The sequence below is a fragment of the Nocardia sp. XZ_19_369 genome, assembly GCF_015355715.1.
Lineage (GTDB): Bacteria > Actinomycetota > Actinomycetes > Mycobacteriales > Mycobacteriaceae > Nocardia.
The window spans coordinates 468,779-495,116 of record NZ_JACVED010000005.1 but is presented as its reverse complement, the minus strand read 5'-3'; the positions used below and the strand labels follow the sequence as shown (position 1 = coordinate 495,116).

Below are 26,338 nucleotides of genomic sequence, written 5' to 3'. Positions count from 1 at the left end.
CCGGAACTACCCGACGCCCAGGTAGGCCGACTTCACCGACGGGTCGGTGAGCAGGTCGCGACCGGAGCCGGTCTTGGTGACCTCGCCGGTCTCCATGATGTACGCGCGGTCGCTGCGCGAGAGCGCCTGCTGAGCGTTCTGCTCGACCAGCAGCACGGTGGTGCCCTGCTGGTTGATCTCGGAGATGATCCGGAAGATCTGCTGAATGATCATGGGCGCCAAGCCCATCGACGGTTCATCCAGCAACAGCAGTCGCGGCCGCGCCATCAGCGCCCGGCCGATGGCGAGCATCTGCTGCTCACCGCCGGAGAGCGTGCCGCCGACCTGCTTGCGCCGTTCCGACATCCGCGGGAACAGCTCGAACACCCATTCCAGCGTCTGGTTGTACTCCGCCTTCTGCTTGAACGGCCTTCCGTAGCAACCCATGTCGAGGTTTTCCTGCACCGTCATGCCGGGGAAAACACCCCGGCCCTCCGGTGCCTGGATCAGGCCCTCACCCACCCGCTCGTGCGCCTTCATGTGGGTGATGTCGCGACCCTCGAACATGATCTTGCCGCGGGTCAGCGGCAGCAGGCCGGACAGCGCCCGCATGGTGGTGGTCTTGCCCGCCCCGTTCGCGCCGAGCAGGGTTACCAGCTCGCCCGCCGCCACCCGCAGCGAAATCCCGTGCAGCGCCTGGATTCTGCCGTAGTTGACGACCATGTCGGTGACCTCGAGCAGGGCCTCGGACGCGGCCGAAGCTCCCTTGGTCACGTCGACGGTCTGCTGATCCGGTTCTCTGTGCGATGTCATCGCTGCTCCTACCCGTCCGTCCCGTGCGCGCTCGTCCCCGACTCGGTGCCGTCGTCGGGCACACCGAGATAGGCGGCGATCACCGCGGGGTCCTCCCGGATTTCGGCGGGCAGCCCGTCCGCGATCTTGCGGCCGAACTCCAGCACCACGATCCGGTCGGTCACGCCCATCACCAGGCGCATGTCGTGCTCGATCAGCAGCACGGTGAACCCGTCGTCGCGGATCTTGCGGATCAGATCCATCAGCGCCGACTTCTCGCTCGGATTGAACCCGGCCGCGGGCTCGTCCAGGCAGAGCAACTTCGGCTCGGTCGCCAGCGCCCTGGCGATCTCCAACCGGCGCTGATCGCCGTAGGACAGGTTGCGTGCCTTCTCCACCGCCATCGGTGCGATACCGACGAATTCGAGCAGCGCCATGCCCCGCTCGATCGCGTCGCGTTCCTCGCGGCGATGCCGCGCGGTGCGGAAGATGGCGCCGGGCACCGAGGTCTTGTGCCTGGCGTCGGTGCCGACCACCACGTTCTCCAACGCGGTCATCTCGTTGAAGAGCCGGATGTTCTGGAAGGTACGCGCGATGCCGAGCCGGGTGATGGCGTTGCGCTTGGTCTTCGTCAGCGGTGCGCCGTCGAAATACACGGTGCCCGAGGACGGGCGGTACACCCCGGTGATGGCGTTGAAGCAGGTGGTCTTGCCCGCGCCGTTGGGCCCGATGAGCCCGAGGATCTCGCCGCGGCGGATCTCGAAACTCACCGCGTCCAACGCGGTCAGACCACCGAACTTCACGGTCAGCTCGTCGGTGCGCAGCAGCGGCGCACCGACTTCGGTCGAGATCTCGCGATGCGAGGCCACGACCTCCGCGACCGTCTCGGCGTCGGCCAGGTCCGGAATCACCGCGGTCACGTCGACCACACCGGCACTGGGCTCCGCCTCGGGTTCGGCGACATAGCCCGCGGCCATGTCCTCGTTGTCGAACAGTGCGCCACCGGCGCCCGGCCCGGTCATCGGGTCGCTCCGATCGCGTCGTCGCCGGACGGTCTGCGCACGGCTTGGTACACCTGCCGCCCGTAGGCGAGCAATTTCTGCCGGACCGGGAACAGGCCCTGCGGTTTGAAGATCATGACCACCATCAGCGTGATGCCGAAGAACAGATACTTGTAGTCGCCGAGGGACTGGGCGCCCGGCTTCTGGAAGACCAGCACGTTGTTCAGCACGACGAGCATCACAACCAGGGCAACCAGTCCGCCGGCCAGATAGCCGAGCCGGATCGGCCGTTCCTGATCACGAGCCCACCTGCGCCACCCCACGATCAGCCCGACCACCAGCGCGATGGTGAAGATCAACGCGAGCCAGCCGACCGCCGTCTGCCCGACCGCCTGCACCGAAAGCAACCGGTTCGGCAGATACACGATGACGAACGCGCCGACGATCACGCCGAGCTTGTTGCCCTGCCCGCCGATCACGACCGCGCACAGGAACAGCATCGAGTTGATGATGTTGAACCCGGTGGGGTTGATGAACTGCACCTGACCCGCGTACAGCGCGCCCGAGAGCCCGCCGACCGCGGCGCCGATCATGAACGCCCACAGCTTGAACTTGAACGTCGGCACGCCCATGATCTCGGCCGCGTCCTCGTCCTCCCGGATCGACACCCACGCGCGGCCGACTCGGCTGCGCTCCAGGTTGCCGACGATCAGCAGGGTGACAATCACCAGCACCATGCCGACCCAGAACCACCAGGCGCCCGCGTTGGCTTTGTCGAGCAAGTTGGCGGAGTCGGAGTTTCCGACATTGCCGGAGGAGAACACGCCGTTCGGCTTCGTCTCCGACTCGCCGACGCGCGGATAGGCGATGCCGGACAGGCCGAGGCTGCCGTTGGTCACGTCACCGAGGTTGTCGGCGAGCAGCCGGACGATCTCACCGAAGCCGAGCGTCACGATCGCCAGGTAGTCGCCGCGCAAGCGCAGCGTCGGCGTGCCGAGGATGAGGCCGGACATCGCGGTGACCGCCACCGCCAGCGGCAAGCAGGCCAGCCACGCCCAGTCGTCGTTCAACCAGCCGCCGCCGGTCTGATTCCACGGACTGTTGGGACTGGTGAGCAGGCCGACGGTGTACGCACCGACGGCATAGAACCCGACATACCCGAGGTCGAGCAGACCCGCCTGTCCGACAACGACATTCAGGCCGACAGCGAGCAGGGCGTACATGGCGAACTGCGCCATCACACCGCCGAAGCTGGTGCCCGGAGTGTCGATGAACGGCGGCGGGAACAACGGCAGCAAGGCCAGCGCGATGATGGCGGGCACACCGACCGCCCACTGGGCCGGCCGGGACAGACCGCCCCACCAGGAACGCAGGGCGTCACCGACGCCGCGCATCGGACGCTCCGGCGCCGGTGGCGGAGCGGCAGTCTTGGTCGAAACGTTCATGCTCGTGCCTTCCCGAGACTCTCACCCAAAATGCCGGTCGGTCGAATCATCAGCACCAGCACGAGCACCACGAACGCGACCACGTCGCGCCATTCGGTGCCGAACAGGATCTGGCCGTAGTTCTCCGCCAGTCCGAGCAGCAGGCCGCCGAGCAGCGCGCCGCGCAGGTTTCCGATACCGCCGAGCACCGCGGCACTGAACGCCTTGATGCCGAGGATGAATCCGCCCGAGTAGATGATCCCGTTCGGGATCTTGAGCGCGTACAGCAACGCGGCCGCACCGGCGAGCACGCCGCCGATGAGGAAGGTGAGCATGATGATCCGCTCCCGCGAGACACCCATCAGCGTCGCGGTATCGGGATCCTGCGCCACGGCCCGGATGCCGCGGCCGAACTTGGTCTGATTGATGACCAGCTCGGTGGCGATGGCCAGGATGATCGCGGCGACGATGATCACCAGCGTCACGTTGCTGATGTCCGCGCCGCCGAAGCTGAACTGCGTGGTCGGCTCCACCAGCATGATCGGCTTCTGGGCATTGGTGCCACCCACGGACGGCCAGATCTTCGGCAGCACGAAGTGCACGATTTCCTGGATCACGAACGAGGCGCCGATGGCGGTGATGAGGAAGATCAGGGGTTTGGCGCCACGCCTGCGCAGCGGCCGATAGGCGACGCGTTCCAATCCGACTGCCGCGGCCCCGGAGACCGCCATGCCGAAGATCATCGCCAGCGCCAAATAGGTGATGGTGAGGATGATGCCCTGGGAGTAGACATCACCGCTCGGCGAGAAACCGAGCAACATGAGCCCGATGTACTGACCGAACAGGCCGAGCATGAATATTTCCGAATGGGCAAAATTGATAAGCCGCAAAACGCCGTAGACCAGGGTGTAGCCGACAGCGACCAGTGCGTAGATCGCACCGTAGGACAATCCGTCGACGGTCAGTCGCCAGAAATCTTGGATCACGCCTTCATAGTTGAAGTCGATTGATCCGCCGGCGAGTTGTACAGCGCCGGCTAATGCAGTGGGTGTCATTCGTAATTCGCCCTCATTCATTCGCCCTCACGAAACAGCAGCACGTATCGGGATTCGCGCGAACCCCGGTACGTGCTGCGCGACTCGTGTGTATGGGTTACTTGACCGTGTAGATCCAGATCAGTGCGTTGCTGAGCTCGCCGTTGGCGCTCCACTTGTACTGACGGGCCAGCCCGGCACCGTCGTAGCTACGCACGTACTCCAGCAGGTCAGGACGAGTTACCTTGCCCGCGTCGATGCCCTTGGCCAGGATCGTGGCCAGGTCGTAGGCCTCGACCGAGTAGACACCCGAAGGCTGCTTGTTGAAAGCCTGGTAATCCTTCTCGAACTTCTCCGGAGCCGGACCACACGGGCAGGTCAGCGTCGCGCCCTTGGCCGCGCTGCCCGCCTGGGACAGGAACTGCGGGTCGTTGGTGCCGTCCGGGGCGACGAAGACGCCCTTGAAGCCACCCGACTTCAGCTGCTGCGCCAGCGGCGCACCCTCGGCGTAGTAACCGGCGAAGAAGACGGCGTCCGCGTTCGCACCCGCGATCTTGGTGACCGTGGCGGAGAAGTCCTTGTCACCGGTCTTGATGCTGGACGAGCAGCTGGCGTCGGCCGCCGCACCGAGACCGTCGGTGATGCTCTTCGCCAGGCCGGTGCCGTAGTCGCTGTTGTCCTGGATGACGCAGACCTTCTTGTAGCCCGCGGTGCCGGTCAGGTACTTCGCCACCGACGGGCCCTGCACGTCGTCATGGGCCAGGCCGCGGAAGAAGCTGGTCCAGCCGTTCTGGGTCAGCGTGGCATTGGTGGCCGAGGAGGTCAGCGAGGCCAGGCCGGCGTCACTGAGGATCTTGCCGGTCGCCTTGGTCTCACCGGAGAACGTCGGGCCGAGCAGGGCGACGATCGACTTGTCGTTCACGATCTGCGGGATGACCTGGGTGGCCTTCTGCGGATCGCCCTCGGTGTCGAACGATTTCAACGTGATCTGGCAGCCGGGGTTGGCCTTGTTGTGCTGATCGAGCGCCAGCTTCGCGCCCATGTCGATGTTGATCCCGAGCGCGGCATTCGGGCCCGTCAACGCGCCGGCAAAGGCGATGCTGGTCGGAGCGCAGGTCGCCTTGCCGTCACCGGCGGGGTCGGCGGCCTTGGACGCGTCAGTCTTCGCAACTTCCTTGCCATTGATGTCTACCTGCACCACCGGCTGGATGGACAGCCCGGCTGCGCCGCTGGTACCGGACGAATCCGTACCGTTGCTGCTGGTCGATTTGTCACTACAACCGGTCAGCACCAGCGCGGCGGCAGCGCCGATAGCCAAAACACCTCGCGTCGTACGACTGTGCCATGTCGAACTAAGCACGTTTCACCTCTAAGTCCTGTGCTCCCCCGGGATCACCGAGGAGGCCGACCACGTCAGCCCGGTCAGAACTTAGCGTTCATACGTTAGTTCCGCATCACATTCGGATCATGAACGCGACATCGTGTCGAATTTTTGTTCACGATCGCGTTTCGCACGCGTAAAATTCACACCCGTCGACGGCCGAGGTCACTTGGGAGCGAGGTTCTCCAGCACGACCTCCGCGACAGCCTTCATCGTAGTCCGGCGATCCATTGCGGTCCGCTGAATCCACTTGAACGCCTGCGGCTCGGAAAGACCTTGGGTCTGCATCAGCACGCCCTTGGCCCGCTCCACCAGCTTGCGCGTCTCCAGCCGGTCGGACAGGTTCGCCACCTCGCCCTCCAGCGCGGTGATCTCGTGGAAGCGACTCGCCGCCAGCTCGATCGCCGGCACCAGATCCGACTTGGTGAACGGCTTCACCAAATAGGCCATCGCACCCGCGTCGCGCGCCCGCTCGACCAGGTCACGCTGACTGAACGCGGTCAGAATCACCACCGGCGCAACACGTTTCGACGCGATCTCGGCCGCCGCATCGATGCCGTCCCGGCGCGGCATCTTCACATCCATGATCACCAGATCCGGTCGATGCTCCACCGCGAGATCCACCGCCTGCTGACCGTCGCCGGCCTCACCGACCACCAGATAACCCTCTTCGGTCAGCATCTCCACCAGATCCATGCGGATGAGCGCCTCGTCCTCGGCGACGACAACCCGCTTCGCCCCCGCGTCGCGCTTCGTGCTTGCGCCCCCTGCTGCTGTGCTCATAGGTAGACCCCTCTGGTTCAGATGCCTGCTCCGACACGCCGAGAGGTGGACGTTGGTCCAACTAGCCGACCATCGACCTCACCACCGAGCTATCGAGTGATGTAAAGAGTACCTTTCACTTCGGCATAGAACTCATATACCCAGGGCAAACCGCCCGGCCGCGGGTCGCCGACCAACCAGTTAGGTCCCAGCCCACCCCACCCGCTATCATTTCCTCCCGGTGCGCCGGGTTGGCGGAACTGGCAGACGCGACGGTCTCAAAAACCGTTGTCCGAAAGGACGTGTGGGTTCGAGTCCCACACTCGGCACTCGACACTGGGGCATCCTTGCCCGCGGAACGCGCGGGCGGGGGTGTCTCGTCGTCACACTGGGGGCGCAGCCCCCAGACCCCGCTCGGCGGGGCGTTGCCCCCCGAACCCCCTTCCAGTGGGGGCGTGGATTGCGGTAGTCGCGATCGAATGTGTACCTCTTTGCGCACCTTTGCACGCGCGTTCGTGCGGACGATTTCCTCGGCGCTCTCTTGCCCCGAGCATCCGCTGTACGACCTTGATGTTCACCCCTGCACTGATCGCGAGAGACGCTGCCGTATGGCGAAGTGCTTGTGGCACAACACCCTTCAATCCCGCCTCGCTACCATCGCTGGAGGAACATATGCTCGTTCTGCGATCTGCACTCGTTACCGCTGTATGTGCCGTCTGGCTCGTGTCCGGAACCGGCCCGGCAGTGGCGCGGCCGATTGCCGAAGAAGGCACTCAGACGGACTGCCAGAAAGATGCGGTCGAAGAACGTGCTGAGGATAGTGGCCGCAGCCGCATCATTCCGCGATGTGACAAAAACGGGGACTACGAGGCGCTGCAGTGCGACGAGAGTTCGCGATTCTGCCAAGTGTGGGATCCGAAGACCGGCGTCCCCCTCACCCAGCCGAGCAGCAAGTTGAAGCGTGCCGACTGCATATTGGCTAGGCACTACGCGGAAGAGCGCGGCAAGAAGCCGCCCATGTGTGCCCAAGATGGTGGCTTCGCAAACTGACTGGGCAGTCCCGGACACGCTTGACTAAGGACACTAGGAGCTGGACGCTCTATCGATGCCCAGCGTGGCGATCAGATCTTCGTGCAGTTCGAACCAAACTCGATGGGCTGATTGGGGTTTGGTGCCGGTAATCATTTCGGGGTCGTCGGCGGCCGAGGTGAGGGCTGTGGCGAAGCGGGTGTCGTAATCGGAGAACCGGGTGAGTCGTTCGGTCAGCCGGGTGGTCAGCGGGGTCAATTCCTTTGCGAGGCTTGCTAGTTCGGCCACGATTCGCCGGTCGTGCGATGCGTCCTCGTGGTCGTTTTCCTGCATGCTGCCGTCGGGCAGGATGGTCAGTTGCCAGTCCGTGCATGCCTGTACCAGCCGTGCGTTGAGGGGGCGGTGGGGTGCGCAAACGGCATTGACGTGCCCGCGGGTTCCGTCGACCGAGACCATCCGATGATTCGCCAGTGTGTCCATCGCACCTTCGGCGGCCACCACGGCTGGAATCCCGTACTCGCGGGCGACAATTGCCGCGTGGCACAGCATTCCCCCGGTCTCGGTGACCACCGCGGCAGCGATGCCGAACAGCACTGTCCACGACGGATCGGTCGTGCGACAGACGATGACATCGCCCGCCCGAACCGCGGCGAAATCGTCCACACTGCGCACCAGCCGGGCCGGGCCGGCGGCAACACCATTGCTGCACGGGACGCCGGTGACCAGTGGCGCTTCCGGCATCATGTCTGCCCCCGTCTGCCATGCAGCCCGTTGTGCGGTGGCCGCTGAACGCTCGGCGAAGCGCTGCTGCGCGGCCTGCTTGGAGACACCTAGGCGGGTGCCGATTTCCGCCCAGGGTAGGCGTGCTTGCCGCGCGCGAGCCACGAAACGTTCGAGCAGCCGTTCGGCCACCCACAACCAGTGCGCAGCGTGAGTCACCGCTGCCGCCAACTGATCCAGCCTGTTCTCGGGGTAAGCCCGCTCGATCGCGGCGATCACCTCGCCTAGCGGCACCGTCTCTGCATGCGTCAACCTTAAGTTGACGATCGGCTCATCGTCAACTAGTAGTTGACGGCGTGGCGATAGCTCATCGAGTGCTTTCGCCGACCGACCCAGGAGCCGCACATGGAAGCTAACGAGAACACCCCGCACCATCGCGCCGGAACACCGCGCAGGCGGGCGACCGTCGTCGGCGCCGGAATCGCCGGCTTGGCCGCCGCGTTGCGGCTGCACCAGCAAGGCTGGGACGTCGTCGTGATCGAACGCGCACCGGCTCGTCGCAGTAGCGGATACCTGGTCAACTTGCACGGCCCCGGATACGCCGCCGCCGAACGGCTGGGCCTGATACCGGCGCTGACTTCGCGCGATATCGGATTCTTCACCTCGGTCCTCGTCCATGCGGACGGCCGGGAGAAGTTCAGGATTCCGGCCGCTGTCACCGAGGCCGCTGTGGGGAACCGGGCACTGAGCGTGTTCCGCGGCGATCTGGAGTCGGCACTGTACGACACGGTAGCCGAGCTCGCCGACATCCGTTTCGGCAGCACCGTGCAGGCCATCGCGCAGACCTCCGAGGAAGTCGTGGTCACCCTCAGCGACGGCACCCGTCTTCGGACCGAACTCCTCGTCGGGGCCGACGGCGTGCATTCCCGAGTCCGCGAGCTCGCATTCGGCGCCGAACACGAATACTTCGTGGACCTGGGCCATGTGGTGGGCGCATTCCCGCTGGGAACAGTTCCCGAGCACGTCCCCGAAGGCGCAGGCGCCACCTTTATCGGACCCGGACGCACAGCCGCGGTGATGAACCTGGGACCGCGACGGTCCTCAGCGTTCTTCACCTACCGCTGCCCCGACCCAGGGGCCGAATTGGCTCTCGGCGCCGCAGCCGCGCTCGATCGAGCGTTCGGGGATCTCGGCGGGGGTGTCGCCGACGCTCTGCGCCAACTCTCGGCCGACCCCGCCACCGCCTACTTCGACTCGGTCGGCCAAATCGTGATGGACCGCTGGAGTCAGGGCCGAGTCGTTCTGCTCGGCGACGCGGCCTGGTGCGTAACGGTATTCGCAGGCTACGGTGCCGCCCTCGCCCTCGACGGCGCAGACCGGCTCGGCACCGCGATAGCAGCACACGACGACATTCCCACCGCACTCCACACCTGGGAGACGTCGTTGCGCCCGGAAGTGCACAAACGACAGGCCCTGGCCCGCAGAGGAATCAGCCGATTCGCCCCGCCGACCCGCATTCATGTCTGGGCCGGCGAAATGATGCTGCGAGCCATCCAGCTCCCCGGCATCCGCGGCCTGGTCCGGCGCTCCATCCAACGCGCCAACAATTAGACGGTTGCCCACCACGCTGGTCGTGGTCGGTTCGGCGCATCCGCCAGGTGCGGCCCCGCCGGACAGCACATCTCGGCCAGATGAGTCGAACGGCGGGTGGCCGGATCGGTTTCGCATTCGATTCGCTGGGAAGTCGCGTGCCGGTGTAGACAACCAGTACAATCGAGTCGTCACGTGAGTGATGCTGGGCGGTGGGACGCCGGTCGTGCGACGCCCCACCTGTGGGTTTACTTAGCCCGCAACCAGCGGACCAAGACGAGTGCTCCGGCGATTACGGCTCCTGCTGTCAACATGAGGCCGTAATCGACCGGAGCCTCTCGCTTTTTCCGGCGATGTTTCGCCATCCCCACCACCTCCTCCCTGGGCGCGATGTCTGGACCATGTCCATCGCCCCTCGGAAAGAGGTGTCCCCACTCTATGTCAGGTGGCGACCAGAATTGTTGTCACACAGGCGATTCCACACCGAATCAGCGCGCGTTCGCACCCTTTGTGGGTGCAGACTGGAACCACACAACCTTTAGCAGCGCGAGTGGCTCGGTTGCAGTGGGGAATGGCCGGATCGGATTCGCATTTGATTCGCTGGGAAGTCGCGTGCCGCCGGGGGCAACCAGTACAATCGGGTGGTCACGTAAGTGATGCTGGGCGGTGGGACGCCGCTGGTACGACGCCCCACCTGGTGGGTTTACCTAGCCCGCACTCGGCGGACCAGTACGAGCGCTCCGGCGATCACGGCAGCTCCTGTCAAGATGATGCCGTAATCGACCGGAGCCTCTCGTTTTTTCCGGCGATGTTTCGCCATTCCCCACCACCTCCTCCCTGGGCGCGATGTCTGGACCGTGTCCATCGCCCCTCGGGAAGAGGTGTCACCACTCTATGGCACGTGACGACCAGAATTGTTGTCACACAGGCGATTCCGCGCCAAATCAGCATGCTTTCACACCCTTCGAGGGTGCAGACTGGAACCTCACATCCCAACTACGAGACGCAGCCCTATAAGTGAGCGGGTGACGAGGGGTGTGGACACCACCTCTGGTGGGGAAACATTCGGGTCCGATTGCCCGACAAGGGTTTACCCGAATGGTGCTGAGCGGGTGGCGGGACGCACTCGGCGCTCTCCAGCAGGCGGTCGCCGCCCGTCATCCTTCTGAGGAGTCGGCCGCTTGGGTCGGCGTCGCCAGTAGCACGAGTGAGCAGGTGGGTTGCGATGGGGCGTAGCCCTGCTGTGCTGGGGGTTTGCACGCCCGATGCAATACGTGCACGGTCTTCACCGAAGGGGTGTAGTGGTGGATATCGAACTGTCCGCGTGCGCACACACCCCGCGAGTCCCGGGAGAAAAGGAGCGGGTAGCTGGCGGATCTCCACCACGGTTGAAGCTTGAAACTTATACTGACGCACAGCAGATCGGATGCAACTCGTACCAACATGATCGGCGGTGCTGCCGGTCATTTCGCTGAGGAGTCGAAACATCATGTCCGATGACCACATCCCCACGATCCGGACCGATATCCCGCATTCCGCACGAATCTGGAACTACTGGATGGGCGGCAAGGACAACTACGAAATCGATCAGATCGTCGGAGATGCCAGCCTCGAGGTGGACCCGGACATCCGCACGATGGCGGTGCAGTCGCGGCAGTTCCTGATCCGCGCGGTGAGCCACCTCGCCCGCGAGGAAGGTATTCGCCAGTTCCTCGACATCGGCACCGGCTTGCCGACCATGCAGAACACTCATGAGGTCGCTCAGTCGATCGCGCCGGAGTCGAAAGTCGTGTACGTGGACAACGATCCACTGGTCCTCGCGCACGCCCGCGCGCTGCTCAACAGCACCACCAACGAGGGCGTCACCACTTACATCGACTCGGATTACCACTACCCGGAGCAGATCGTCGCGGACGCGCGCAACGTGCTGAACTTCGACGAACCGATCGGCGTCATGTTCATGGGCGTGCTCGGCCACGCCAAGAGCTACGACGAAATGCTGCGCATCGTGCGCACCGTGATGGGCGAGGTGCGGCCGGGCAGCTACCTGGTGCTGTGGGACGGCACCGACGACAGCCAGGCCTACGTCACGCTGTGCGAGAACTACACGAACAGTGGCGGCGTGCCCTATGTCCCCCGCCCCCAGGCGCAGATCCGCGCCGCATTCGACGGCCTGGAGCTGATCGAGCCCGGTTTCGTCTCGATCACCCAGTGGCGGCCCCCGGCGACCGAAGTGGGCGAGGCACAGCCCATTTCCGCGTACGGCGGAGTCGCACGCAAGCCCTGATACTCGCGAACAGCAGCGCCCCCGGTGCGTGGACCGGGGGCGCCCGCACCACATCGAACCGTTCGGGCGTCCGCCTCGTATTCACCCGTAGAGTGGGGCACAACGACGCCCAAGTCAGCGGAGGTTGCGATGCGGGTGAACAGAACGACTGTCGATCTGAGCGAATACCCGGATCTGGTGGTCATCTACCTCGGGATGCGAGTGCACAAGCCGCGCGGCATCCTGCGCCTGCTCGGCCTGGGGCCGAAACTCTATCGCTCGCACCAGGATCGGCCGGACGGGCTGCTCTCGCACGAGGACGTGATCTGGTCGCTGTTCCCGCCGCACTGGGGCGCCCGGCAGTACTGGCGCGACCTGGACAGCCTGGAACGCTGGACCAGATCGGCCCCGCACCGGGACTGGTGGCAGAAGTTTCTGCAGGACTCCGGCGGCACCGGGTTCTGGCACGAGGCCTACTTCATGCGGGGCGGCATCGACGCGATGTACGGCGACATGCGCACCCCGACCGGCATGGCACGGTTCGCACCGGTGGTCGCCTCGCGCGGGCGGATGTTCTCCACCAGGGGCCGGGTGCGGGACGAGCCGGCAAAGGTCGCGCCGGTGGTGGACGAAAAGAGTTACTACAGCGGCGAACCCGAGTAGTTCGTATCACAAGCTAATCACAACGCTGTGTTTCGATGATCCCATCATGGGGTAAGTGCACAGGGACACACCTGAACATGATCAACAGCAAATGCGACGCACACCTCATCCTCGGAACTTGTGCGCCGTTCCTCGTGTACGGCAACTGACCTGCAGATGAATATTGCTCCAGAGCGCACTTTTCGGAGGTTTTCGCACATCGACGGCGTTATCGAACGTTTACCGTATTCCTATGCACGTCCTGTTCGTCTGCAACGGCAATGTTTGCCGTTCTGTGATTGCCGAGCGCCTCACCCGCGCTATCGCGGTCGAACACGCCCTGCCGAACCTCACCGCGGAGAGCGCGGGCACCCGGGCGCTGGTGGGCTTCCCGGTCGAACCACTTGCCGCGCAAGCCATCGAAGGCCTCGGCGGCGACGCGAGCAACTTCAAGGCCAGGCGGCTCAAGGACGAGATGGTCGACAACGCCGACCTGGTGCTCACCATGACCCAGCAGATCCGCGACACGGTGAGCGAGATGGGGTTCGGGGTGGCCTGCCGCACCTTCACCCTGTTGGAAGCGCACCGGATCGCCCACGTCACCGGCGCCCGCTCCATCGCCGAACTGCACGAGTCCCGCAACGACCTGTCGATCGTCGGCCGGGAGAACATCACCGACCCGATCGGGCTGTCCGAGCAGGCGTACTGCGACGTGGGCGACCGGATCGCCGAGGCGCTGGTCCCGCTGCTGCTCGCCTTGGCGCCGCACGAGCAGACCAGACCCGTCGCGGACGAGCAGCGCGGGCTGATCATCGAGCCGGACGCCAACCCACCGCTGGCGACTTTTCTGGCCGCGCACCGCGTCAGGTAGTCTTCCGGCTCAGCGAATATCACCCCTCCGACACAGCAATGCAGGGCTGCTATGTCCATTTCCGCGCCGGAAGTATTACACTCCCGCGGACAACAACTTTCCGCCGTTGCTGGTTCGACACACGACAGGAATAGACATGCCGAAACGCATTTCGGATGTTTCGCTCCATGTGTATGTGACACCGGAAACCCTCGAACGAATCGTCGAGACCGTGCGCGAGGTGGTGGATGACCACCTGCAGGACCGCGACATGTTCGCGTGGCGCTTCACGCTGCCGGTGGACACCGACGAGCCGGCCCACGTGACCCTCGAAACCCAGTGGCGGATGGAGCATCCCGGCGACGAGCCGGGCGACCGCGGCACCTACGAGATCGCGCTCAGCCTGGTCGGCGCACCCACCGTGCTCACCGACGCCGACGTGGCTCGCCTGGAACAGCAACTGCTGCACGGGATCTACGGTGTCGCCCGCACCGAGCCGGGTCAGAACATCCCGTTCTCCATCCGCGCCATGCAGCGGGCCGATCTGGACCTCGACGTCGAGCGCGAACGGATCTGACGCGAGGACCCCCGAAACGACTGCGCCGCACCAGCTTCCCGGCAGGGAAGCGGATGCGGCGAAAGTCAGCGAATAGTGAACCTACCGCGCGGCGTTGGCCCCGCGCGCCGGGAAGTGCCGAATCAGCCCCTCCTGCACCGTGGTAGCCAGCAACTCCCCGCTGCGCGAGAAGAAGCGGCCGGTGGCCAGACCACGCGAGCCCGAGGCAACCGGGGATTCGGTGGCGTAGAGCGCCCACTCGTCGAACCGGAACGGCCGGTGGAACCAGATCGAATGGTTCACCGTCGCCGCCACGATCCGGTCCAGTCCCCAGGACAGTCCGTGCGTGGTGATGATCGAATCCAGCACCGTGGTGTCGGACGAATAGCCAAGCGTCGCAACATGAAGCAGCGGATCGTCGGGCAGCCGCCCGTCCGTGCGCATCCACACCCGGTTGTGGTTGAGCCGCTCCCCCGTGCCCTTCAGGATCCAGGCCGGGTCGTTGGTGTAGCGCATGTCGATCGGGTGCGGCGCCTTGATGAACATCTCCAGCTTGTCTTCCAAGCCGACGAAGCTCTCCTCGATGCGCGGCAGCGTGTCCGGGTCGGGCACGTCGGGCAGCGGATGCCCGTGCTCGAGGCCCTTGTTCCAGTCCTGGAACGCCGCGAGCATCACGAACAGCTCCTGGTCGTCCTGGAGGGCGGTGACGGTGCGGTTGGCGAACGCGCGGCCGTCGCGGTGCCGGTCCACCCGGTACTCGATCGGCTTCTTCGTGTCGCCGCCGCGCACGAAATGCGCGTTGATCGCGTGCACCGGACGGTCACCGACCGTGCGGCCCGCCGCGATGATCGCCTGCGCGACGAGCTGGCCGCCGAACGTGCGGCTCCACACCTTCTCCGGATGCTGACCGACGAACACGTCCTCGTCCATCTGCTCCAAATCGAGCAGACCGAGCAAAACGTCGAGATCAGACTTCCCGGCCGCCGACGAATCGACGACCGACCCTCCAAGGGAACTATTCACTATTAATGATCCTCCTCACCGATGCGATGCACGTGGATCAGGTTGGTAGAACCGACCGTACCCGGCGGGGAGCCGGCCACGATTACCACGAGGTCACCCTTTTGGTATCGCTCCATGGACAGCAGTGCTACATCGACCTGGTGGATCATAGCGTCGGTGGTGTCCACCATCGGCACGATGAAGGTCTCGGTACCCCAGGTCAGCGCGAGCTGACTGCGCACCTCCGGCAGCGGGGTGAACGCCAGCAGCGGCAGCGGGGTGTGCAGCCGGGCCAAGCGACGCACCGTGTCACCGGACTGGGTGAACGCGACCAGGGCCTTGGCGTTGAGCCGCTCGCCGATGTCGCGGGCGGCGTAGGAGATGACACCGCGCTTGGTGCGCGGCACGTGGGTCAGCGGGGGCACCCTGGTCGACTCGGTCTCCACCGCATGCACGATGCGCGCCATGGTGCGCACCGTCTCGATCGGCCAGGCGCCGACCGAGGTCTCGCCGGAGAGCATCACCGCGTCGGCGCCGTCGAGCACCGCGTTGGCGACATCGGAGGCCTCGGCCCTGGTCGGGCGCGAGTTCTCGATCATCGACTCCAGCATCTGGGTCGCCACGATCACCGGCTTGGCGTTCTCGCGTGCCATCTGGATGGCCCGCTTCTGCACCAGCGGCACCTGCTCCAGCGGGAGCTCCACGCCGAGGTCACCGCGGGCCACCATGACCGCGTCGAACGCGAGCACGATGGCTTCCAGGTTGTCGATCGCCTCGGGCTTCTCCAGCTTGGCGATCACCGGTACCCGGCGCCCGACCCGGTCCATGATGTCGTGCACCAGCTCGACATCGGCCGGGGACCGCACGAAGGACAGCGCGATGAAGTCCACGCCGAGCTTCAGCGCGAATTCCAGGTCCTCGATGTCCTTTTCGGACAGCGCGGGCACCGAGACATCCATGCCCGGCAGCGAAACGCCCTTGTTGTTGGAGACCGGTCCACCCTCGGTCACCCGGCAGACGACGTCGTTGCCGTCCACCCGGATAACGGTGAGCCCGACCTTGCCGTCGTCGACGAGCAGCCGGTCGCCCGCCTTCGCGTCCTGCGCGAGTTCCCGGTATGTGGTCGAAACACGGTCGTGGGTGCCGTCGACCTCGTCGACGGTGATCCTGACCTCTTCACCCGTCGCCCAGACGGTCTTGCCCTCGATGAATCGGCCGAGTCGAATCTTCGGTCCCTGCAGGTCGGCCAGGATGCCGACCGCTCTGCCGAGGTGGTCGGAGGCCGCCCGCACCTTCTTGTAGTTCTCAGCGTGATCCGCGTGTTCGCCGTGACTGAAGTTCAGTCGAGCCACGTCCATGCCGCTCTCGACGAGTTCGCGGATACGGTCCTCGGTGGCAGTAGCCGGGCCGAGCGTGCACACAATCTTCGTCCGTCGCATCACGGGTAGAGCCTAGTCCCGACCGGTACCCGGGGCCCGCTGTGCCCCAGGTGAAAGCTGGGTAAAAAAATGAACGTTTACTTGGTGAAACCTCCAAGCGTTACGCATTGCGCAACATGCCTGGCCAGCGTCGTGGAGTCCTATGAGCGCCGCAGAAATGTTACTCGCTGGTAGTTAGCTGCCGCGTCCGATCGGGTCTCGGATGACCCGATCGATCAGGTCGCCACGTGCCGGGCCAGGCGCGTCTCCAACCGGGTCTGGCCGAAGCCGAGGAACAGGCAGATGACCCAGTAGTAGATGGCCGCGACGCCGTACAGCGCGAAGAAGTCGAAGGTCGGCGCCGCCGCGATCTGCGCGACGCGCAACAGCTCGGTCACCAGAATGGTCGAGGCCAGCGAGGTGTCCTTCACCAGCGAGATCAACGTGTTGGACAGCGGCGGGACCGCGATCCGCGAGGCCTGCGGCAGGATGATCAGCCCCATCATCTGCGGATACCGCAGGCCGAGCGCCTGCGAGGCCTCCCACTGCCCCTTCGCCACGCTGAGGATGGACGCCCGCACGATCTCGGCCGCGTACCCGCCGACATTGAGGCTGAACGCGATCACCGCCGCCGGGAACGGATCGATCACGATGCCGAACTGCGGCATCGCGTAGAACACGATGAACAGCTGCACCAGCAGCGGCGTGCCCCGAATGATCGAGATGTAGAACCGGGCGGCCGCCGACAGCGGCCAGATCGGTGACATCCGGGCCAGCGCCACGAACACCGCGATCACCAGGCCGATGACAAAGCTGATCGCGGTGAGCGGAAGGGTCTTCTCGACGGTGGCCTGCAGCATCGGCCACAGGTTGTGCCAGATCAGTTCCCGAGTAGCGGCATCCATGGAGAGCGTCGGCTACTTGCTGACGTCGGTGCCGAAGTACTTGTCCGAGATCTTGGCCAGCGTGCCGTCGGCCCGCAGCTCGTTGAGCGCCCGGTCGACATCGGCGATCACCGCGTCGCCCTTGCGGGCGGCGAACGCCTGCTTGCTGGTCTCGCCGGTCTTGCCGGAGACCTTCACGCCGGTGTCGCCGGTCTTCTTGGTGTACTCGGCGACCGCGAGGGTGTCGTTGACGGTGGCGTCGACGCGGCCGTTCTTCAGCAGCTGGATGGCCTGCACGAAGCCTTCGACGGCCTCGACCTTCGCGCCCGCGCCGGTGGCGACCTTGCCCCAGTTGCTGGTGGCGGACTGGGCGCAGGTCTTGCCCTGCAGGTCGGCGAGGGTGGTGATGGCGTTGTTGTCCGCGCGGGTGACGATCACGCCGTCGGAGGTGGTGTAGGGGCTCGACAGCGCGTACTTGTTCGTGCGCTCGTCGTTGATCGTCACCTGGTTGGCGACCAGGTCGAAGCGCTTGGACTCGAGGCCGGCGAAGATCGCGTCCCACGGCGTCAGCACGAACTCGACCTTCTTGCCGAGCTTGTCGCCGACCGCCTGGATCACCTCGATGTCGTAACCGGTGATCTTGCCGTCGGTGCCCTGGAAGCTGAACGGGGAGTAGGTGCCTTCGGTGCCGACCTTCAACACGTTCGCATCGCTGCTGCTACTGCAGGCGGTGAGCCCGGTGGCGGCGACGATGGCGAGCATGGCGGCGGCGAACAGCTTGCGACGCACGGGTTCCCTCTCTTCGGTGTATGGACATCCCACACACAACACGCAAATCCGGCTCATGTTACGCCGGGACTTCTGCGAAGGACCCTATCTCGATCATGGTGCGCGAAAGGGTTGTACTCGCCAGGAACGACGAACGGGCACCGCCGGTCGGCGATGCCCGTCGTCGAGGTCGTGGCTCATTCGCGCAGCGGGCGACCCTCGCTGTCGGGCACCTTGCCGGTCAGCATCAGGATGCCGTCGATGATCGTCCAGATGGCGCCGATACCGCAGGTCAGCCAGAAGACCGCGATCTGCGCGATGGCGATGCCGGTGTAGCCGGTGTAGAAACGGCCGACGCCGAACGCGCCGAGGAAGATCTGCAGCAGGCCCGCAACGAGCTTCTGCTTGTCCGAGAACGGGACGCCGAACTGGTCACGGCCGTAAGGAGCTTCCGGGTCGTTCGGGTTGTAGCCCTGCGGACCGTACTGGGGCGGGTAACCGCCCGGCTGCTGGCCGTAGGGGTTGGGCTGACCGTACTGCGGCTGGCCGTACTGGTCGGCCGGCGGCTGGCCGAACTGCGGCTGCGCGTAGGGGTCGGACTGCTGGGCGTCGAACTGCGGGAGCGCCGCGGTGTCCTGCGGCTTGTTGAGATCCGGCCCCGTCCCGGGCGGACCGTACTGCGGTCCACCGAATCCTGGATTGTTCTGCTGGTAAGGGTCGGTCACTAATGTCCTCCTCATTCGTGCGGGCACCCTCTGCCCGGCATTGATCGATCTGCCGAGCGGGAAAATGCTCGCGACGATCACGAGACATTGTGGTCGGACCGGTGTGATTTGTCGCCCCGTAGCCCTCGGCACTCCCCCGGGTTATCCGTTGCGGACGCTGCGCTGTTATCGACGGCGGGAAATTCGGAGCAACCGAATGCGGTGCCGCCGCGTGATCGGCGGCGGCACCGTCGTATTCAGGACTTGTCGGGATCCGCGACTTTTTTCGACGCGGTAGTGGTCTCGTCCGAGTCCGTGCTCGCGTCCGCGTCGGTGCTGGTTGCCGTATCGGCAGTGTCTTTCTCCACGGTGTCGGCTGTATCGCTCGACTCCGTCTCGATTTTGTCCGTCGCGGTCGCGCCCTCGGTCTCCGCCGAATCCTTTTCCAGCACAACCGTGTCCGATCCCGCGGACGACGCGCCTGCCGCTCGCAACGCACCGATCTGCCATGGCCACGGCCGGCGTTCCGTCGATGGTTGCAATTGTTCGGGGGCCTCGCGGCCCTTGGTCGCGAACACGAAATAGGCGATGGCCGCGAGGAATACGATCGCGGAGGTGAACGAGTTGATGCGGATTCCGGCGAGCTTGGTGGCCTCGTCGTCGCGCATCAGCTCGACGAAGAAGCGGCCGAAGCTGTAACCGGCGACGTACAGCGCGAACAGGCGTCCGTGCCCGATCCGGTAGCGCTTGTCCAGCTGCACGAGCAGCACCACGATCAGCACGTTCCAGATCAGCTCGTACAGGAACGTGGGGTGCACGACCTTGTCGACGACACCGTTGGAGACGCCGTTCATCGCGTCCGGCTTCAGGTTGTCGTCGTAGCGGAAGTAGATCTCCAGGCCCCACGGCAGGTCGGTGGTGCGACCGTACAGCTCCTGGTTGAAGTAGTTGCCGAGGCGGCCGATCGCCTGCGCGAGCAGGATCGGCGGCGCGATCGCATCACCCAACGCGGGCAACGGGATTCGGTACACCCGGCAGCCGATCCAGGCACCGACGCCGCCGAGCAGCACCGCGCCCCAGATGCCGAGGCCACCGTTCCAGATCTCCAGCGCGGCCTTGGGGTCACCGTCGGGGCCGAAGTACTTCTGCCAGTCGGTGGCGACGTGGTACAGCCGACCGCCGACCAGACCGAACGGCACCGCGAACATCGCGACGTCCAGGATCGCGCCCTGTTGGCCGCCGCGGTCGCGCCAGCGCCGCTCGCCCCACCAGATGGCGACGACGATGCCGAGGATGATGCACAGCGCGTAGGCCCGCAACGGGAATGGACCGATGTGCCACACGCCCTGCGGGGGGCTGGGTATGTACGCCAGGACTTGTAAGGTCACGGGGCCACCGTAGCGGAGAACCGCGGCGACGCTGGAACCACCGCACCGTGGCGGTCACCGTACAGCGTAGGAATCACCACCAGCGGTGGCTGCTCTTACGAGGCGACGGTCGCCGAACGCACGCCCTCGGCCAGTTCGGCGGTGAGCGCACGGACCGCGTCCAGGCTCTCGCCCGCAGCGGTGACCAGTGCCGAGCCCACGATGACTCCGTCTGCGTAGGAAGCGATTTCGGCCGCCTGCGCTCCCGAACGGACGCCGAGGCCGACGCCGATCGGGATGTCGGAATGCGCCCGGATCCGCGCGCACAGTGCGGGCGCGGCCGAGGACACCACATCGCGGGCGCCGGTGACGCCCATGGTCGAGGCCGCGTACACGAAGCCGCGCGACGCTTCCAAAGTCTTGACCAGACGCTCCTCGGTGGAGGACGGCGCGACCAGGAAGATGCGATCGAGGTTGTGCGTGGACGACGCGACGAACCAGTCGTCGGCCTCCTCCGGAATGAGGTTCGGGGTAATGATTCCGGCGCCACCAGCCGCGGCGAGATCGCGCGCGAAGTTGTCGACGCCGTACTTCAGCACCGGGTTCCAGTAGCTCATCACCACGGCCTGACCGCCCGCCGAGGTGATCGCCTCGACCACGGAGAACACGTCGCGCACCCGCACACCGCAGCGCAACGCCTGGCCGGCGGCGGCCTGGATGGTCGGGCCGTCCATCACCGGATCGGAGTAGGCGACGCCGACTTCGACGATGTCGCAACCGGATTCGACCATGGCGCGACAGACCTCGATGGAACCGGCCAGATCGGGATAGCCTGCGGGCAGGTAGCCGATGAGCGCGGCACGACCTTCACCACGCGTTGCGGCAAAAGTATTCGCGAGACGGGACTGCTGACTCACGACTGCACCTCGCTGGCGCTCGGCTCCGTCGACGTCACGGACGCTGCGCCCATGGTTCGCTCGCTGCGCTCGCTCACTTTTGTTCGTCCTTCTCATCGATCAACCCGAACCAGCGCGCCGCCGTATCCATGTCCTTGTCACCGCGACCGGACAGGTTCACCAGGATGATCGAGCCGGGGCCGAGTTCCTTGCCCAGTTGCAGCGCGCCCGCGACGGCGTGTGCGGACTCGATCGCCGGGATGATGCCCTCGCTGCGGCTGAGCAGCAGCAGCGCGTCCATCGCCTCGGTGTCGGTGATGGGGCGGTATTCGGCGCGGCCGATGTCCTTGAGCAGAGCGTGCTCGGGGCCGACGCCCGGGTAGTCCAGACCCGCCGAGATGGAGTGCGAGTCGATGGTCTGGCCGTCCTCGTCCTGCAGCAGGTACGAGTAGGCGCCCTGGAACGCGCCGGGCGTGCCGCCGGTGAAAGTGGCCGCGTGCCTGCCGGTTTCGACGCCGTCACCGGCCGCCTCGTAGCCGACCAGCCGGACGTCGGGGTCGTCGAGGAAGGCGTGGAAGATGCCGATGGCGTTGGAGCCGCCGCCGACGCAGGCCACGACCGCGTCGGGCAGTTGCCCGGTGGACTCCTGCACCTGCACCCTGGCCTCCAGGCCGATGACCCGCTGGAAGTCGCGCACCAGCATGGGGAACGGGTGCGGGCCCGCGGCGGTGCCGAAGCAGTAGTAGGTGTCGTCGGCGTTGCTGACCCAGTCGCGCAGCGCCTCGTTGATCGCGTCCTTGAGCGTCTGCGAACCGGTGGTCACCGAGATGACCTCGGCGCCGAGCAGCCGCATCCGCGCCACGTTCAATGCCTGCCGGGCGGTGTCGACGGCGCCCATGTAGACGACGCAGTCCAGGCCGAGCAGCGCGCAGGCGGTCGCGGTGGCGACGCCGTGCTGGCCGGCGCCGGTCTCCGCGATGACCCGGGTCTTGCCCATCCGCTTGGCGAGCAGCGCCTGGCCGAGCACATTGTTGATCTTGTGAGAACCGGTGTGGTTCAGGTCTTCCCGCTTGAGCAGAATGCGCGCGCCGCCCGCGTGCTCGGCGAGCCTGGTGCACTCGAACACCGGCGACGGGCGACCGGTGTAGTCGCGCTGTAACCGGTCCAGCTCGTTGAGGAAGTCCGGATCGAGCCGCGACTTCTCGTACATCGCGGTGACGTCCTCGATGACCGCCATCAGCGCCTCGGGGACGTGCCTGCCGCCGTAGACGCCGAAGTGGCCGCCGGTATCGGGCTCGTGCGCGCTGCGGTGTGCGACGCCGTCGCTGGCCTTGGGTAGCTCTGTCACCCCGGTCACCGGCCCCGCCGCGCCGGCTTCGGGCAGGACGGGTGGGTACCCGCGGTCACCAGCTCGGACACGGCCGCGCGGGGATCACCGCTGGTCACCAAGCCTTCGCCGACGAGAACGGCGTCCGCGCCCGCGCCCGCGTAGGCGAGCAGGTCGGCGGTGCCGCGGATGCCGGATTCGGCGATCCGGATGACCTCGGTGGGCAGACCGGGTGCGATCCGGGCGAACACGTCCCGGTCGACCTCGAGCGTCTTGAGATTGCGGGCGTTCACGCCGATCACCGAGGCGCCTGCCTCGAGCGCGCGATCCGCCTCTTCCTCGGTGTGCACCTCGACCAGCGCGGTCATGCCGAGCGATTCGGTGCGGTCGATGAGCGAGGACAGCACGTCCTGCTCGAGCGCCGCGACGATCAGCAGGATCACGTCGGCGCCGTGCGCGCGGGCCTCGTGGATCTGGTACGGCCCGACGACGAAGTCCTTGCGCAGGATCGGGATGTTCACGGTGGCGCGCACCGCGTCCAGGTCTTCCAGCGACCCGTGGAAGCGCCGGCCCTCGGTGAGCACGCTGATGATCCGCGCGCCGCCGTCCTCGTACGCCTTGGCCAGGCTGGCCGGGTCGGGGATGTCGGCGAGTTCACCCTTGGAGGGACTGGCCCGCTTCACCTCGGCGATAACGCCGATGCCGTCTTCGAGCAGGGCCGCGCGTGCGTCGAGCGGGCTTGCCGCCGCCGCGGCGGCCGCCTTGATCGCCTGGAAATCGAGGAGGGCTTCCCGAGCGGCCACATCCGCGCGGACCCCGTCGAGAATCGAGTCGAGTACCGTCATCTGGCTCGAATCCTTTCTGGGGAGACGGACTTGCTGCCTGAGAATCCCCCCAGGCGCTGTCTCACCGATGCTGACAAAGAATAAATGGACGTACCGGCCGCGTTTGCGCCGGGTCTTGTTGTGGACCAGGCAACCAGTCCGCGCACAAGGTGTGAACCGCCACAGTCGACGCGCGCGAATCGCTCAGCGGACATGTCCGCCTGCCTCGCCCGGGTCCGGATCGTCGGCGCGCCCACCGGAGTTCGCGGTGTCGTCGGTCGGGTCGGTGCCCGCGTCCAACGCGTCCCACAGCACGCGTTCGGACAGCTGGTTCTGTTCGGTGCCTGCCGCGGCGTCGGTGCGCTGCTTGCTCACCTGTTCGGTGGCGTCGGCGCGGCGGAAGGCCGGGTTGTCGTACTTGCCGGACAGGCGGGCGGTGTCCTGCGGCATCCGGGTGAGCAAGCCGCCCGCCGCGAACGCCGCCAGCGCGCCGAGCAGGGCCAGCACGGCCGGGAGCAGCGACGTGGTCGCCTCCCCCACCTGTGCTCTGGCCGGTAGCTCGGCCAGCTTGGCGGCGCGTTCGGCGATCTTGCCGGAGTTGCTGAGCAGGGCGAAGGCAGGCACGGCGGCCACCGCGGCGACCAAGGCGATGAGCACGCCGAGGGTGCGGCGCAGCCAGCCACGCGTGGCCAGTACGGCGGCGATGGAGGCGAGCAGCACCAGGGCCAGCGGGGTGAGCGCGCCGAACCAGACGCCGCCGTTGAGGCGGTCGGTGCGTGGTTCGGTGAGGCCGTCGGAGGAGGTGACGGTCACCCAGGTCATGCGCGAGGAGCCCCAGAGCGCGACGGCCGCGAAGGCGAGCAGGACGAGGGGGCCGATCGGGGACTTACGCCGCGTTTCGGGAGTGGCCGCTGTCTCGGCACCGGCGGTCTGCGGGGTGACGAGGTCGGGGTCGGGTACAGACGCCGCTTTGCCGCCGACCGAGTCGGTGTCGCCGCCGGATTCGGCTGCCGTCATGCGTCCTCGCCGTTCGTCGCGCCGTACGCGCGGACCGTTTTCGCCGCGGCGATCGCCTTGAGCACCGCCATCGCCTTGTTGCGCGCCTCGACGTCCTCGTACTCGGCGACCGAGTCGGCGACGATGCCCGCGCCCGCCTGGACGTAGGCGGTGCCGTCCTTCAGCAACGCGGTGCGGATGGCGATGGCGGTGTCCGCGTCACCCGCGAAGTCGAGGTAGCCGACGACGCCGCCGTAGACGCCGCGGCGGGTGGGTTCGAGTTCCTCGATGAGCTCCATCGCGCGCACCTTCGGCGCACCGGACAGCGTGCCCGCCGGGAAACAGGCGTTCACCGCGTCGAGCGCGATCTTGCCCGCGGCGAGCCGGCCCGACACCGTCGAAACCAGGTGCATCACATGGCTGTAGCGCTCGATGTGCCGGTACTCGGTGACCCGCACGGTGCCCGGCTGGCAGACCCGCCCGAGGTCGTTGCGGCCGAGGTCGACGAGCATCAGGTGCTCGGCGTTCTCCTTCTCGTCGGCCAGCAGGCCCTTCTCCAGCAGCAGGTCGTCCTCTTCGGTGGCGCCGCGCCAGCGGGTGCCCGCGATCGGATGGGTGGTCGCCACCCCCTCCTTCACGGTGACCAGCGATTCCGGGCTGGAGCCGACGATGGAGAACGCGGTGCCGCCGTCGCCGTCGGGCACGTGCAGCAGATACATGTACGGGCTCGGGTTCGACGCGCGCAACATCCGGTACAGATCCAGTGGCGCGCCGTCGTAGTCCATTTCGAAGCGCTGCGAGAGCACCACCTGGAACGCCTCGCCCGCCTCGATCTCCTTGACCAGGCGGCGCACGCCCGCGCCGAACTCCTCGGTGGTGCGGCGGCGCCGGAACTCCGGCTCGGGTCGATCGAAGACCGACACGGTGGACGGTGCGGGGGCGCCGAGCGCCTCGGTCATCCGGTCCAGCCGGGCCACCGCGTCGTCGTACGCCTCGTCGACCCGCTCGGCGGTGCCGTTCCAGTTGACGGCGTTGGCGATCAGCGTGATCGCGCCTTCGTGGTGGTCGAAGGCGGCGAGGTCGGTGGCGAGCAGCAGCACCATTTCCGGCAGTTGCAGATCGTCGAGCGCCAGATTCGGCAGCCGTTCGATCCGGCGGACCGCGTCGTAGCCGAGGTAGCCGACCATGCCGCCGGTCAGCGGGGGCAGGCCCGGCAGTCGCTCGGTTTTCAGCAGTTCGAGGGTTTCGCGCAGCGCGACCAGCGGATCGCCGCCCGAGGGCGCGTCCACCGGGATGTTGCCCAACCAGGCCGCGTCGCCGTCGACCACGGTCAGGGCCGACGGGCTGCCCGCGCCGATGAACGACCAGCGCGACCACGATCGCCCGTTCTCCGCCGACTCGAACAGGAACGTTCCCGCCCGATCGTCGGCCAGTTTGCGGTAGGCGGAGAGCGGAGTTTCGGAGTCCGCCAACACCTTTCGGGTCACCGGTACCACTCGATGTTCCGCGGCCAGCTGGTGAAACTGTTCGCGGGTCGTGGTGGTGGGAGTCGACGCGCCTTGCATGGTCACATCATCCCAGGCCACACCGACAGGCCCTGCGGCGCACCCCGGGCGGCCGCACCGATACCGGTTTCGACCTCCACGAACGCGCCGGCCCTGGGCGGCCCAAATCACATGGACCACTCCAGTAACAAACTCGACCGCCCGGTTCTCATGCCCCCGATCGGCGTGTGACGGGCGTCTCTACACTCGCTCCGTTCCATCTCGCACGCGGTATCCCATGATCGAGAGGAGACAACTGATGTACCCCTCGCAACCGGAGGGCAGGCACGCCGCCCCGGGCGGTGCGCCGAGCCAGCCCCCACGGATGGTCGGTCTGCAGTCGAAGACAGGCCCCCAGGGTGCCCCGAATGCACTAGCCACCTTCGTCACCTACGCGAAGGCGCTCGAATCCCTGGACAAGAACCATTTTCCGGACGAGTACGCCACGCACGCCGACCGCATCAAGGAACTGAGGCCGTTCCTGCGCGCGCACGGCATTCTCGACGTCATGCAGATCAAGAACCCCGAAGTGGCGGCCCTGCTCGGCGTGTAGGGCGCAGCCGCGTAGTCCGTCAGCAGGTC

25 protein-coding genes, 1 tRNA gene and 1 pseudogene are annotated in these 26,338 nt (G+C 66.2%); 8 read left to right on the top strand and 19 right to left on the bottom strand.

Annotated features, from left to right (window positions below):
• Positions 1 to 6 precede the first annotated feature (6 nt).
• The 6 genes from IBX18_RS21210 to IBX18_RS21185 form a co-directional block, all read right to left on the bottom strand.
• Positions 7 to 702, bottom strand: a complete 696-nt coding sequence (locus IBX18_RS21210) for an ABC transporter ATP-binding protein (protein WP_194835490.1) — start codon at positions 700 to 702, stop codon at positions 7 to 9.
• Between the two features lie 98 nt (positions 703 to 800).
• Entirely contained in the window at positions 801 to 1,793 is a 993-nt protein-coding gene (locus IBX18_RS21205) for an ABC transporter ATP-binding protein (protein WP_194835294.1), read from the bottom strand.
• Positions 1,790 to 3,217, bottom strand: a complete 1,428-nt coding sequence (locus IBX18_RS21200; protein WP_228541452.1) for a branched-chain amino acid ABC transporter permease — start codon at positions 3,215 to 3,217, stop codon at positions 1,790 to 1,792. Before IBX18_RS21200 ends, IBX18_RS21205 begins: the two co-directional genes overlap by 4 nt.
• Entirely contained in the window at positions 3,214 to 4,251 is a 1,038-nt protein-coding gene (locus IBX18_RS21195; protein WP_194835293.1) for a branched-chain amino acid ABC transporter permease, read from the bottom strand. Before IBX18_RS21195 ends, IBX18_RS21200 begins: the two co-directional genes overlap by 4 nt.
• A 97-nt stretch (positions 4,252 to 4,348) precedes the next feature.
• Entirely contained in the window at positions 4,349 to 5,548 is a 1,200-nt protein-coding gene (locus IBX18_RS21190; protein ID WP_147141483.1) for a branched-chain amino acid ABC transporter substrate-binding protein, read from the bottom strand.
• Positions 5,549 to 5,776: 228 nt separating this feature from the next.
• On the bottom strand, positions 5,777 to 6,394 hold the full coding sequence (locus IBX18_RS21185; RefSeq protein WP_150406672.1) for an ANTAR domain-containing response regulator: 618 nt from the start codon (positions 6,392 to 6,394) through the stop codon (positions 5,777 to 5,779).
• A gap of 224 nt (positions 6,395 to 6,618) precedes the next feature.
• Here IBX18_RS21185 and IBX18_RS21180 point away from each other — a divergent pair.
• Positions 6,619 to 6,702, top strand: a tRNA-Leu gene (locus IBX18_RS21180).
• Positions 6,703 to 6,918: 216 nt separating this feature from the next.
• Here the strand turns inward: IBX18_RS21180 and IBX18_RS43450 are convergent.
• A pseudogene (locus IBX18_RS43450) lies at positions 6,919 to 7,011 on the bottom strand (site-specific integrase); the annotation flags it as partial.
• A gap of 85 nt (positions 7,012 to 7,096) precedes the next feature.
• Between IBX18_RS43450 and IBX18_RS21175 the strand changes: the two are divergent.
• Positions 7,097 to 7,423: a thyroglobulin type-1 repeat-containing protein gene (locus IBX18_RS21175; protein ID WP_194835292.1), complete on the top strand. Its 327-nt coding sequence runs from the start codon at positions 7,097 to 7,099 to the stop codon at positions 7,421 to 7,423.
• 33 nt (positions 7,424 to 7,456) lie between these two features.
• Here IBX18_RS21175 and IBX18_RS21170 read toward each other — a convergent pair whose 3' ends face one another.
• Positions 7,457 to 8,434, bottom strand: coding sequence for a PEP-utilizing enzyme (locus IBX18_RS21170; RefSeq protein WP_228541450.1), 978 nt, complete (start codon positions 8,432 to 8,434; stop codon positions 7,457 to 7,459).
• Between the two features lie 93 nt (positions 8,435 to 8,527).
• Here IBX18_RS21170 and IBX18_RS21165 point away from each other — a divergent pair, with 93 nt between their 5' ends.
• The 5 genes from IBX18_RS21165 to IBX18_RS21145 all read left to right on the top strand — a co-directional run bounded on the left by IBX18_RS21165 (position 8,528) and on the right by IBX18_RS21145 (position 14,047).
• Positions 8,528 to 9,733 (top strand): FAD-dependent oxidoreductase, encoded by a 1,206-nt coding sequence (locus tag IBX18_RS21165; RefSeq protein WP_194835291.1) that lies wholly within the window; start codon positions 8,528 to 8,530, stop codon positions 9,731 to 9,733.
• Between the two features lie 1,468 nt (positions 9,734 to 11,201).
• Entirely contained in the window at positions 11,202 to 11,999 is a 798-nt protein-coding gene (locus tag IBX18_RS21160) for an SAM-dependent methyltransferase (protein ID WP_194835290.1), read from the top strand.
• Positions 12,000 to 12,128: 129 nt separating this feature from the next.
• On the top strand, positions 12,129 to 12,641 hold the full coding sequence (locus IBX18_RS21155; protein ID WP_194835289.1) for a phenylacetaldoxime dehydratase family protein: 513 nt from the start codon (positions 12,129 to 12,131) through the stop codon (positions 12,639 to 12,641).
• A gap of 232 nt (positions 12,642 to 12,873) precedes the next feature.
• Complete coding sequence (locus IBX18_RS21150) at positions 12,874 to 13,491, top strand: low molecular weight phosphatase family protein (protein ID WP_107655259.1); 618 nt, start codon at positions 12,874 to 12,876, stop codon at positions 13,489 to 13,491.
• Between the two features lie 136 nt (positions 13,492 to 13,627).
• Positions 13,628 to 14,047: a hypothetical protein gene (locus IBX18_RS21145; RefSeq protein ID WP_194835288.1), complete on the top strand. Its 420-nt coding sequence runs from the start codon at positions 13,628 to 13,630 to the stop codon at positions 14,045 to 14,047.
• Positions 14,048 to 14,128: 81 nt separating this feature from the next.
• On the opposite strand, the gene IBX18_RS21140 is transcribed toward IBX18_RS21145, so the two are convergent.
• From IBX18_RS21140 to IBX18_RS21090, 11 genes are all read right to left on the bottom strand, one after another.
• On the bottom strand, positions 14,129 to 14,956 hold the full coding sequence (locus IBX18_RS21140; RefSeq protein WP_228541562.1) for an acyl-CoA thioesterase II: 828 nt from the start codon (positions 14,954 to 14,956) through the stop codon (positions 14,129 to 14,131).
• 95 nt (positions 14,957 to 15,051) lie between these two features.
• The gene (pyk, locus tag IBX18_RS21135; RefSeq protein ID WP_194835286.1) at positions 15,052 to 16,470 is read right to left on the bottom strand and encodes a pyruvate kinase; all 1,419 of its coding nucleotides are present in this window, start codon (positions 16,468 to 16,470) and stop codon (positions 15,052 to 15,054) included.
• Between the two features lie 212 nt (positions 16,471 to 16,682).
• Entirely contained in the window at positions 16,683 to 17,351 is a 669-nt protein-coding gene (locus tag IBX18_RS21130; protein ID WP_147143462.1) for an amino acid ABC transporter permease, read from the bottom strand.
• Between the two features lie 12 nt (positions 17,352 to 17,363).
• Complete coding sequence (locus IBX18_RS21125) at positions 17,364 to 18,092, bottom strand: transporter substrate-binding domain-containing protein (RefSeq protein ID WP_228541560.1); 729 nt, start codon at positions 18,090 to 18,092, stop codon at positions 17,364 to 17,366.
• A 203-nt stretch (positions 18,093 to 18,295) separates the two neighbouring features.
• Positions 18,296 to 18,823: a TM2 domain-containing protein gene (locus IBX18_RS21120; protein ID WP_194835284.1), complete on the bottom strand. Its 528-nt coding sequence runs from the start codon at positions 18,821 to 18,823 to the stop codon at positions 18,296 to 18,298.
• 236 nt (positions 18,824 to 19,059) lie between these two features.
• Positions 19,060 to 20,190 carry a prolipoprotein diacylglyceryl transferase gene (gene lgt, locus IBX18_RS21115; protein WP_194835283.1) on the bottom strand — a complete coding sequence of 377 codons (1,131 nt, stop codon included), beginning with the start codon at positions 20,188 to 20,190 and terminating at the stop codon, positions 19,060 to 19,062.
• Positions 20,191 to 20,285: 95 nt separating this feature from the next.
• Positions 20,286 to 21,086 carry a tryptophan synthase subunit alpha gene (gene trpA / locus IBX18_RS21110; RefSeq protein WP_194835282.1) on the bottom strand — a complete coding sequence of 267 codons (801 nt, stop codon included), beginning with the start codon at positions 21,084 to 21,086 and terminating at the stop codon, positions 20,286 to 20,288.
• Between the two features lie 73 nt (positions 21,087 to 21,159).
• Positions 21,160 to 22,422, bottom strand: a complete 1,263-nt coding sequence (trpB, locus tag IBX18_RS21105; protein WP_107655249.1) for a tryptophan synthase subunit beta — start codon at positions 22,420 to 22,422, stop codon at positions 21,160 to 21,162.
• Positions 22,419 to 23,237, bottom strand: coding sequence for an indole-3-glycerol phosphate synthase TrpC (gene trpC / locus IBX18_RS21100; RefSeq protein WP_107655248.1), 819 nt, complete (start codon positions 23,235 to 23,237; stop codon positions 22,419 to 22,421). The genes trpB and trpC overlap by 4 nt, the downstream gene beginning before the upstream one ends.
• 183 nt (positions 23,238 to 23,420) lie before the next feature.
• Positions 23,421 to 24,233: a TIGR02234 family membrane protein gene (locus IBX18_RS21095; protein WP_194835281.1), complete on the bottom strand. Its 813-nt coding sequence runs from the start codon at positions 24,231 to 24,233 to the stop codon at positions 23,421 to 23,423.
• Positions 24,230 to 25,777, bottom strand: coding sequence for an anthranilate synthase component I (locus tag IBX18_RS21090; RefSeq protein WP_194835280.1), 1,548 nt, complete (start codon positions 25,775 to 25,777; stop codon positions 24,230 to 24,232). Before IBX18_RS21090 ends, IBX18_RS21095 begins: the two co-directional genes overlap by 4 nt.
• A gap of 238 nt (positions 25,778 to 26,015) precedes the next feature.
• Between IBX18_RS21090 and IBX18_RS21085 the strand changes: the two genes are divergently transcribed.
• Positions 26,016 to 26,309, top strand: coding sequence for a hypothetical protein (locus IBX18_RS21085; protein WP_107655244.1), 294 nt, complete (start codon positions 26,016 to 26,018; stop codon positions 26,307 to 26,309).
• Positions 26,310 to 26,338 lie beyond the last annotated feature (29 nt).

Excerpts from the sequence above, each read along its gene's own strand:
- IBX18_RS21210 (WP_194835490.1), bottom strand. The coding sequence starts at position 702 with ATGGTCGTCAACTACGGCAGAATCCAGGCGCTGCACGGGATTTCGCTG.
- IBX18_RS21205 (WP_194835294.1), bottom strand. The coding sequence starts at position 1,793 with ATGACCGGGCCGGGCGCCGGTGGCGCACTGTTCGACAACGAGGACATG.
- IBX18_RS21200 (WP_228541452.1), bottom strand. The coding sequence starts at position 3,217 with ATGAACGTTTCGACCAAGACTGCCGCTCCGCCACCGGCGCCGGAGCGT.
- IBX18_RS21195 (WP_194835293.1), bottom strand. The coding sequence starts at position 4,251 with ATGACACCCACTGCATTAGCCGGCGCTGTACAACTCGCCGGCGGATCA.
- IBX18_RS21185 (WP_150406672.1), bottom strand. The coding sequence starts at position 6,394 with ATGAGCACAGCAGCAGGGGGCGCAAGCACGAAGCGCGACGCGGGGGCG.
- IBX18_RS21165 (WP_194835291.1), top strand. The coding sequence starts at position 8,528 with ATGGAAGCTAACGAGAACACCCCGCACCATCGCGCCGGAACACCGCGC.
- IBX18_RS21160 (WP_194835290.1), top strand. The coding sequence starts at position 11,202 with ATGTCCGATGACCACATCCCCACGATCCGGACCGATATCCCGCATTCC.
- IBX18_RS21155 (WP_194835289.1), top strand. The coding sequence starts at position 12,129 with ATGCGGGTGAACAGAACGACTGTCGATCTGAGCGAATACCCGGATCTG.
- IBX18_RS21150 (WP_107655259.1), top strand. The coding sequence starts at position 12,874 with ATGCACGTCCTGTTCGTCTGCAACGGCAATGTTTGCCGTTCTGTGATT.
- IBX18_RS21145 (WP_194835288.1), top strand. The coding sequence starts at position 13,628 with ATGCCGAAACGCATTTCGGATGTTTCGCTCCATGTGTATGTGACACCG.
- IBX18_RS21140 (WP_228541562.1), bottom strand. The coding sequence starts at position 14,956 with ATGGACGAGGACGTGTTCGTCGGTCAGCATCCGGAGAAGGTGTGGAGC.
- IBX18_RS21130 (WP_147143462.1), bottom strand. The coding sequence starts at position 17,351 with ATGGATGCCGCTACTCGGGAACTGATCTGGCACAACCTGTGGCCGATG.
- IBX18_RS21125 (WP_228541560.1), bottom strand. The coding sequence starts at position 18,092 with ATGCTCGCCATCGTCGCCGCCACCGGGCTCACCGCCTGCAGTAGCAGC.
- trpC (WP_107655248.1), bottom strand. The coding sequence starts at position 23,237 with ATGACGGTACTCGACTCGATTCTCGACGGGGTCCGCGCGGATGTGGCC.
- IBX18_RS21095 (WP_194835281.1), bottom strand. The coding sequence starts at position 24,233 with ATGACGGCAGCCGAATCCGGCGGCGACACCGACTCGGTCGGCGGCAAA.
- IBX18_RS21090 (WP_194835280.1), bottom strand. The coding sequence starts at position 25,777 with ATGCAAGGCGCGTCGACTCCCACCACCACGACCCGCGAACAGTTTCAC.
- IBX18_RS21085 (WP_107655244.1), top strand. The coding sequence starts at position 26,016 with ATGTACCCCTCGCAACCGGAGGGCAGGCACGCCGCCCCGGGCGGTGCG.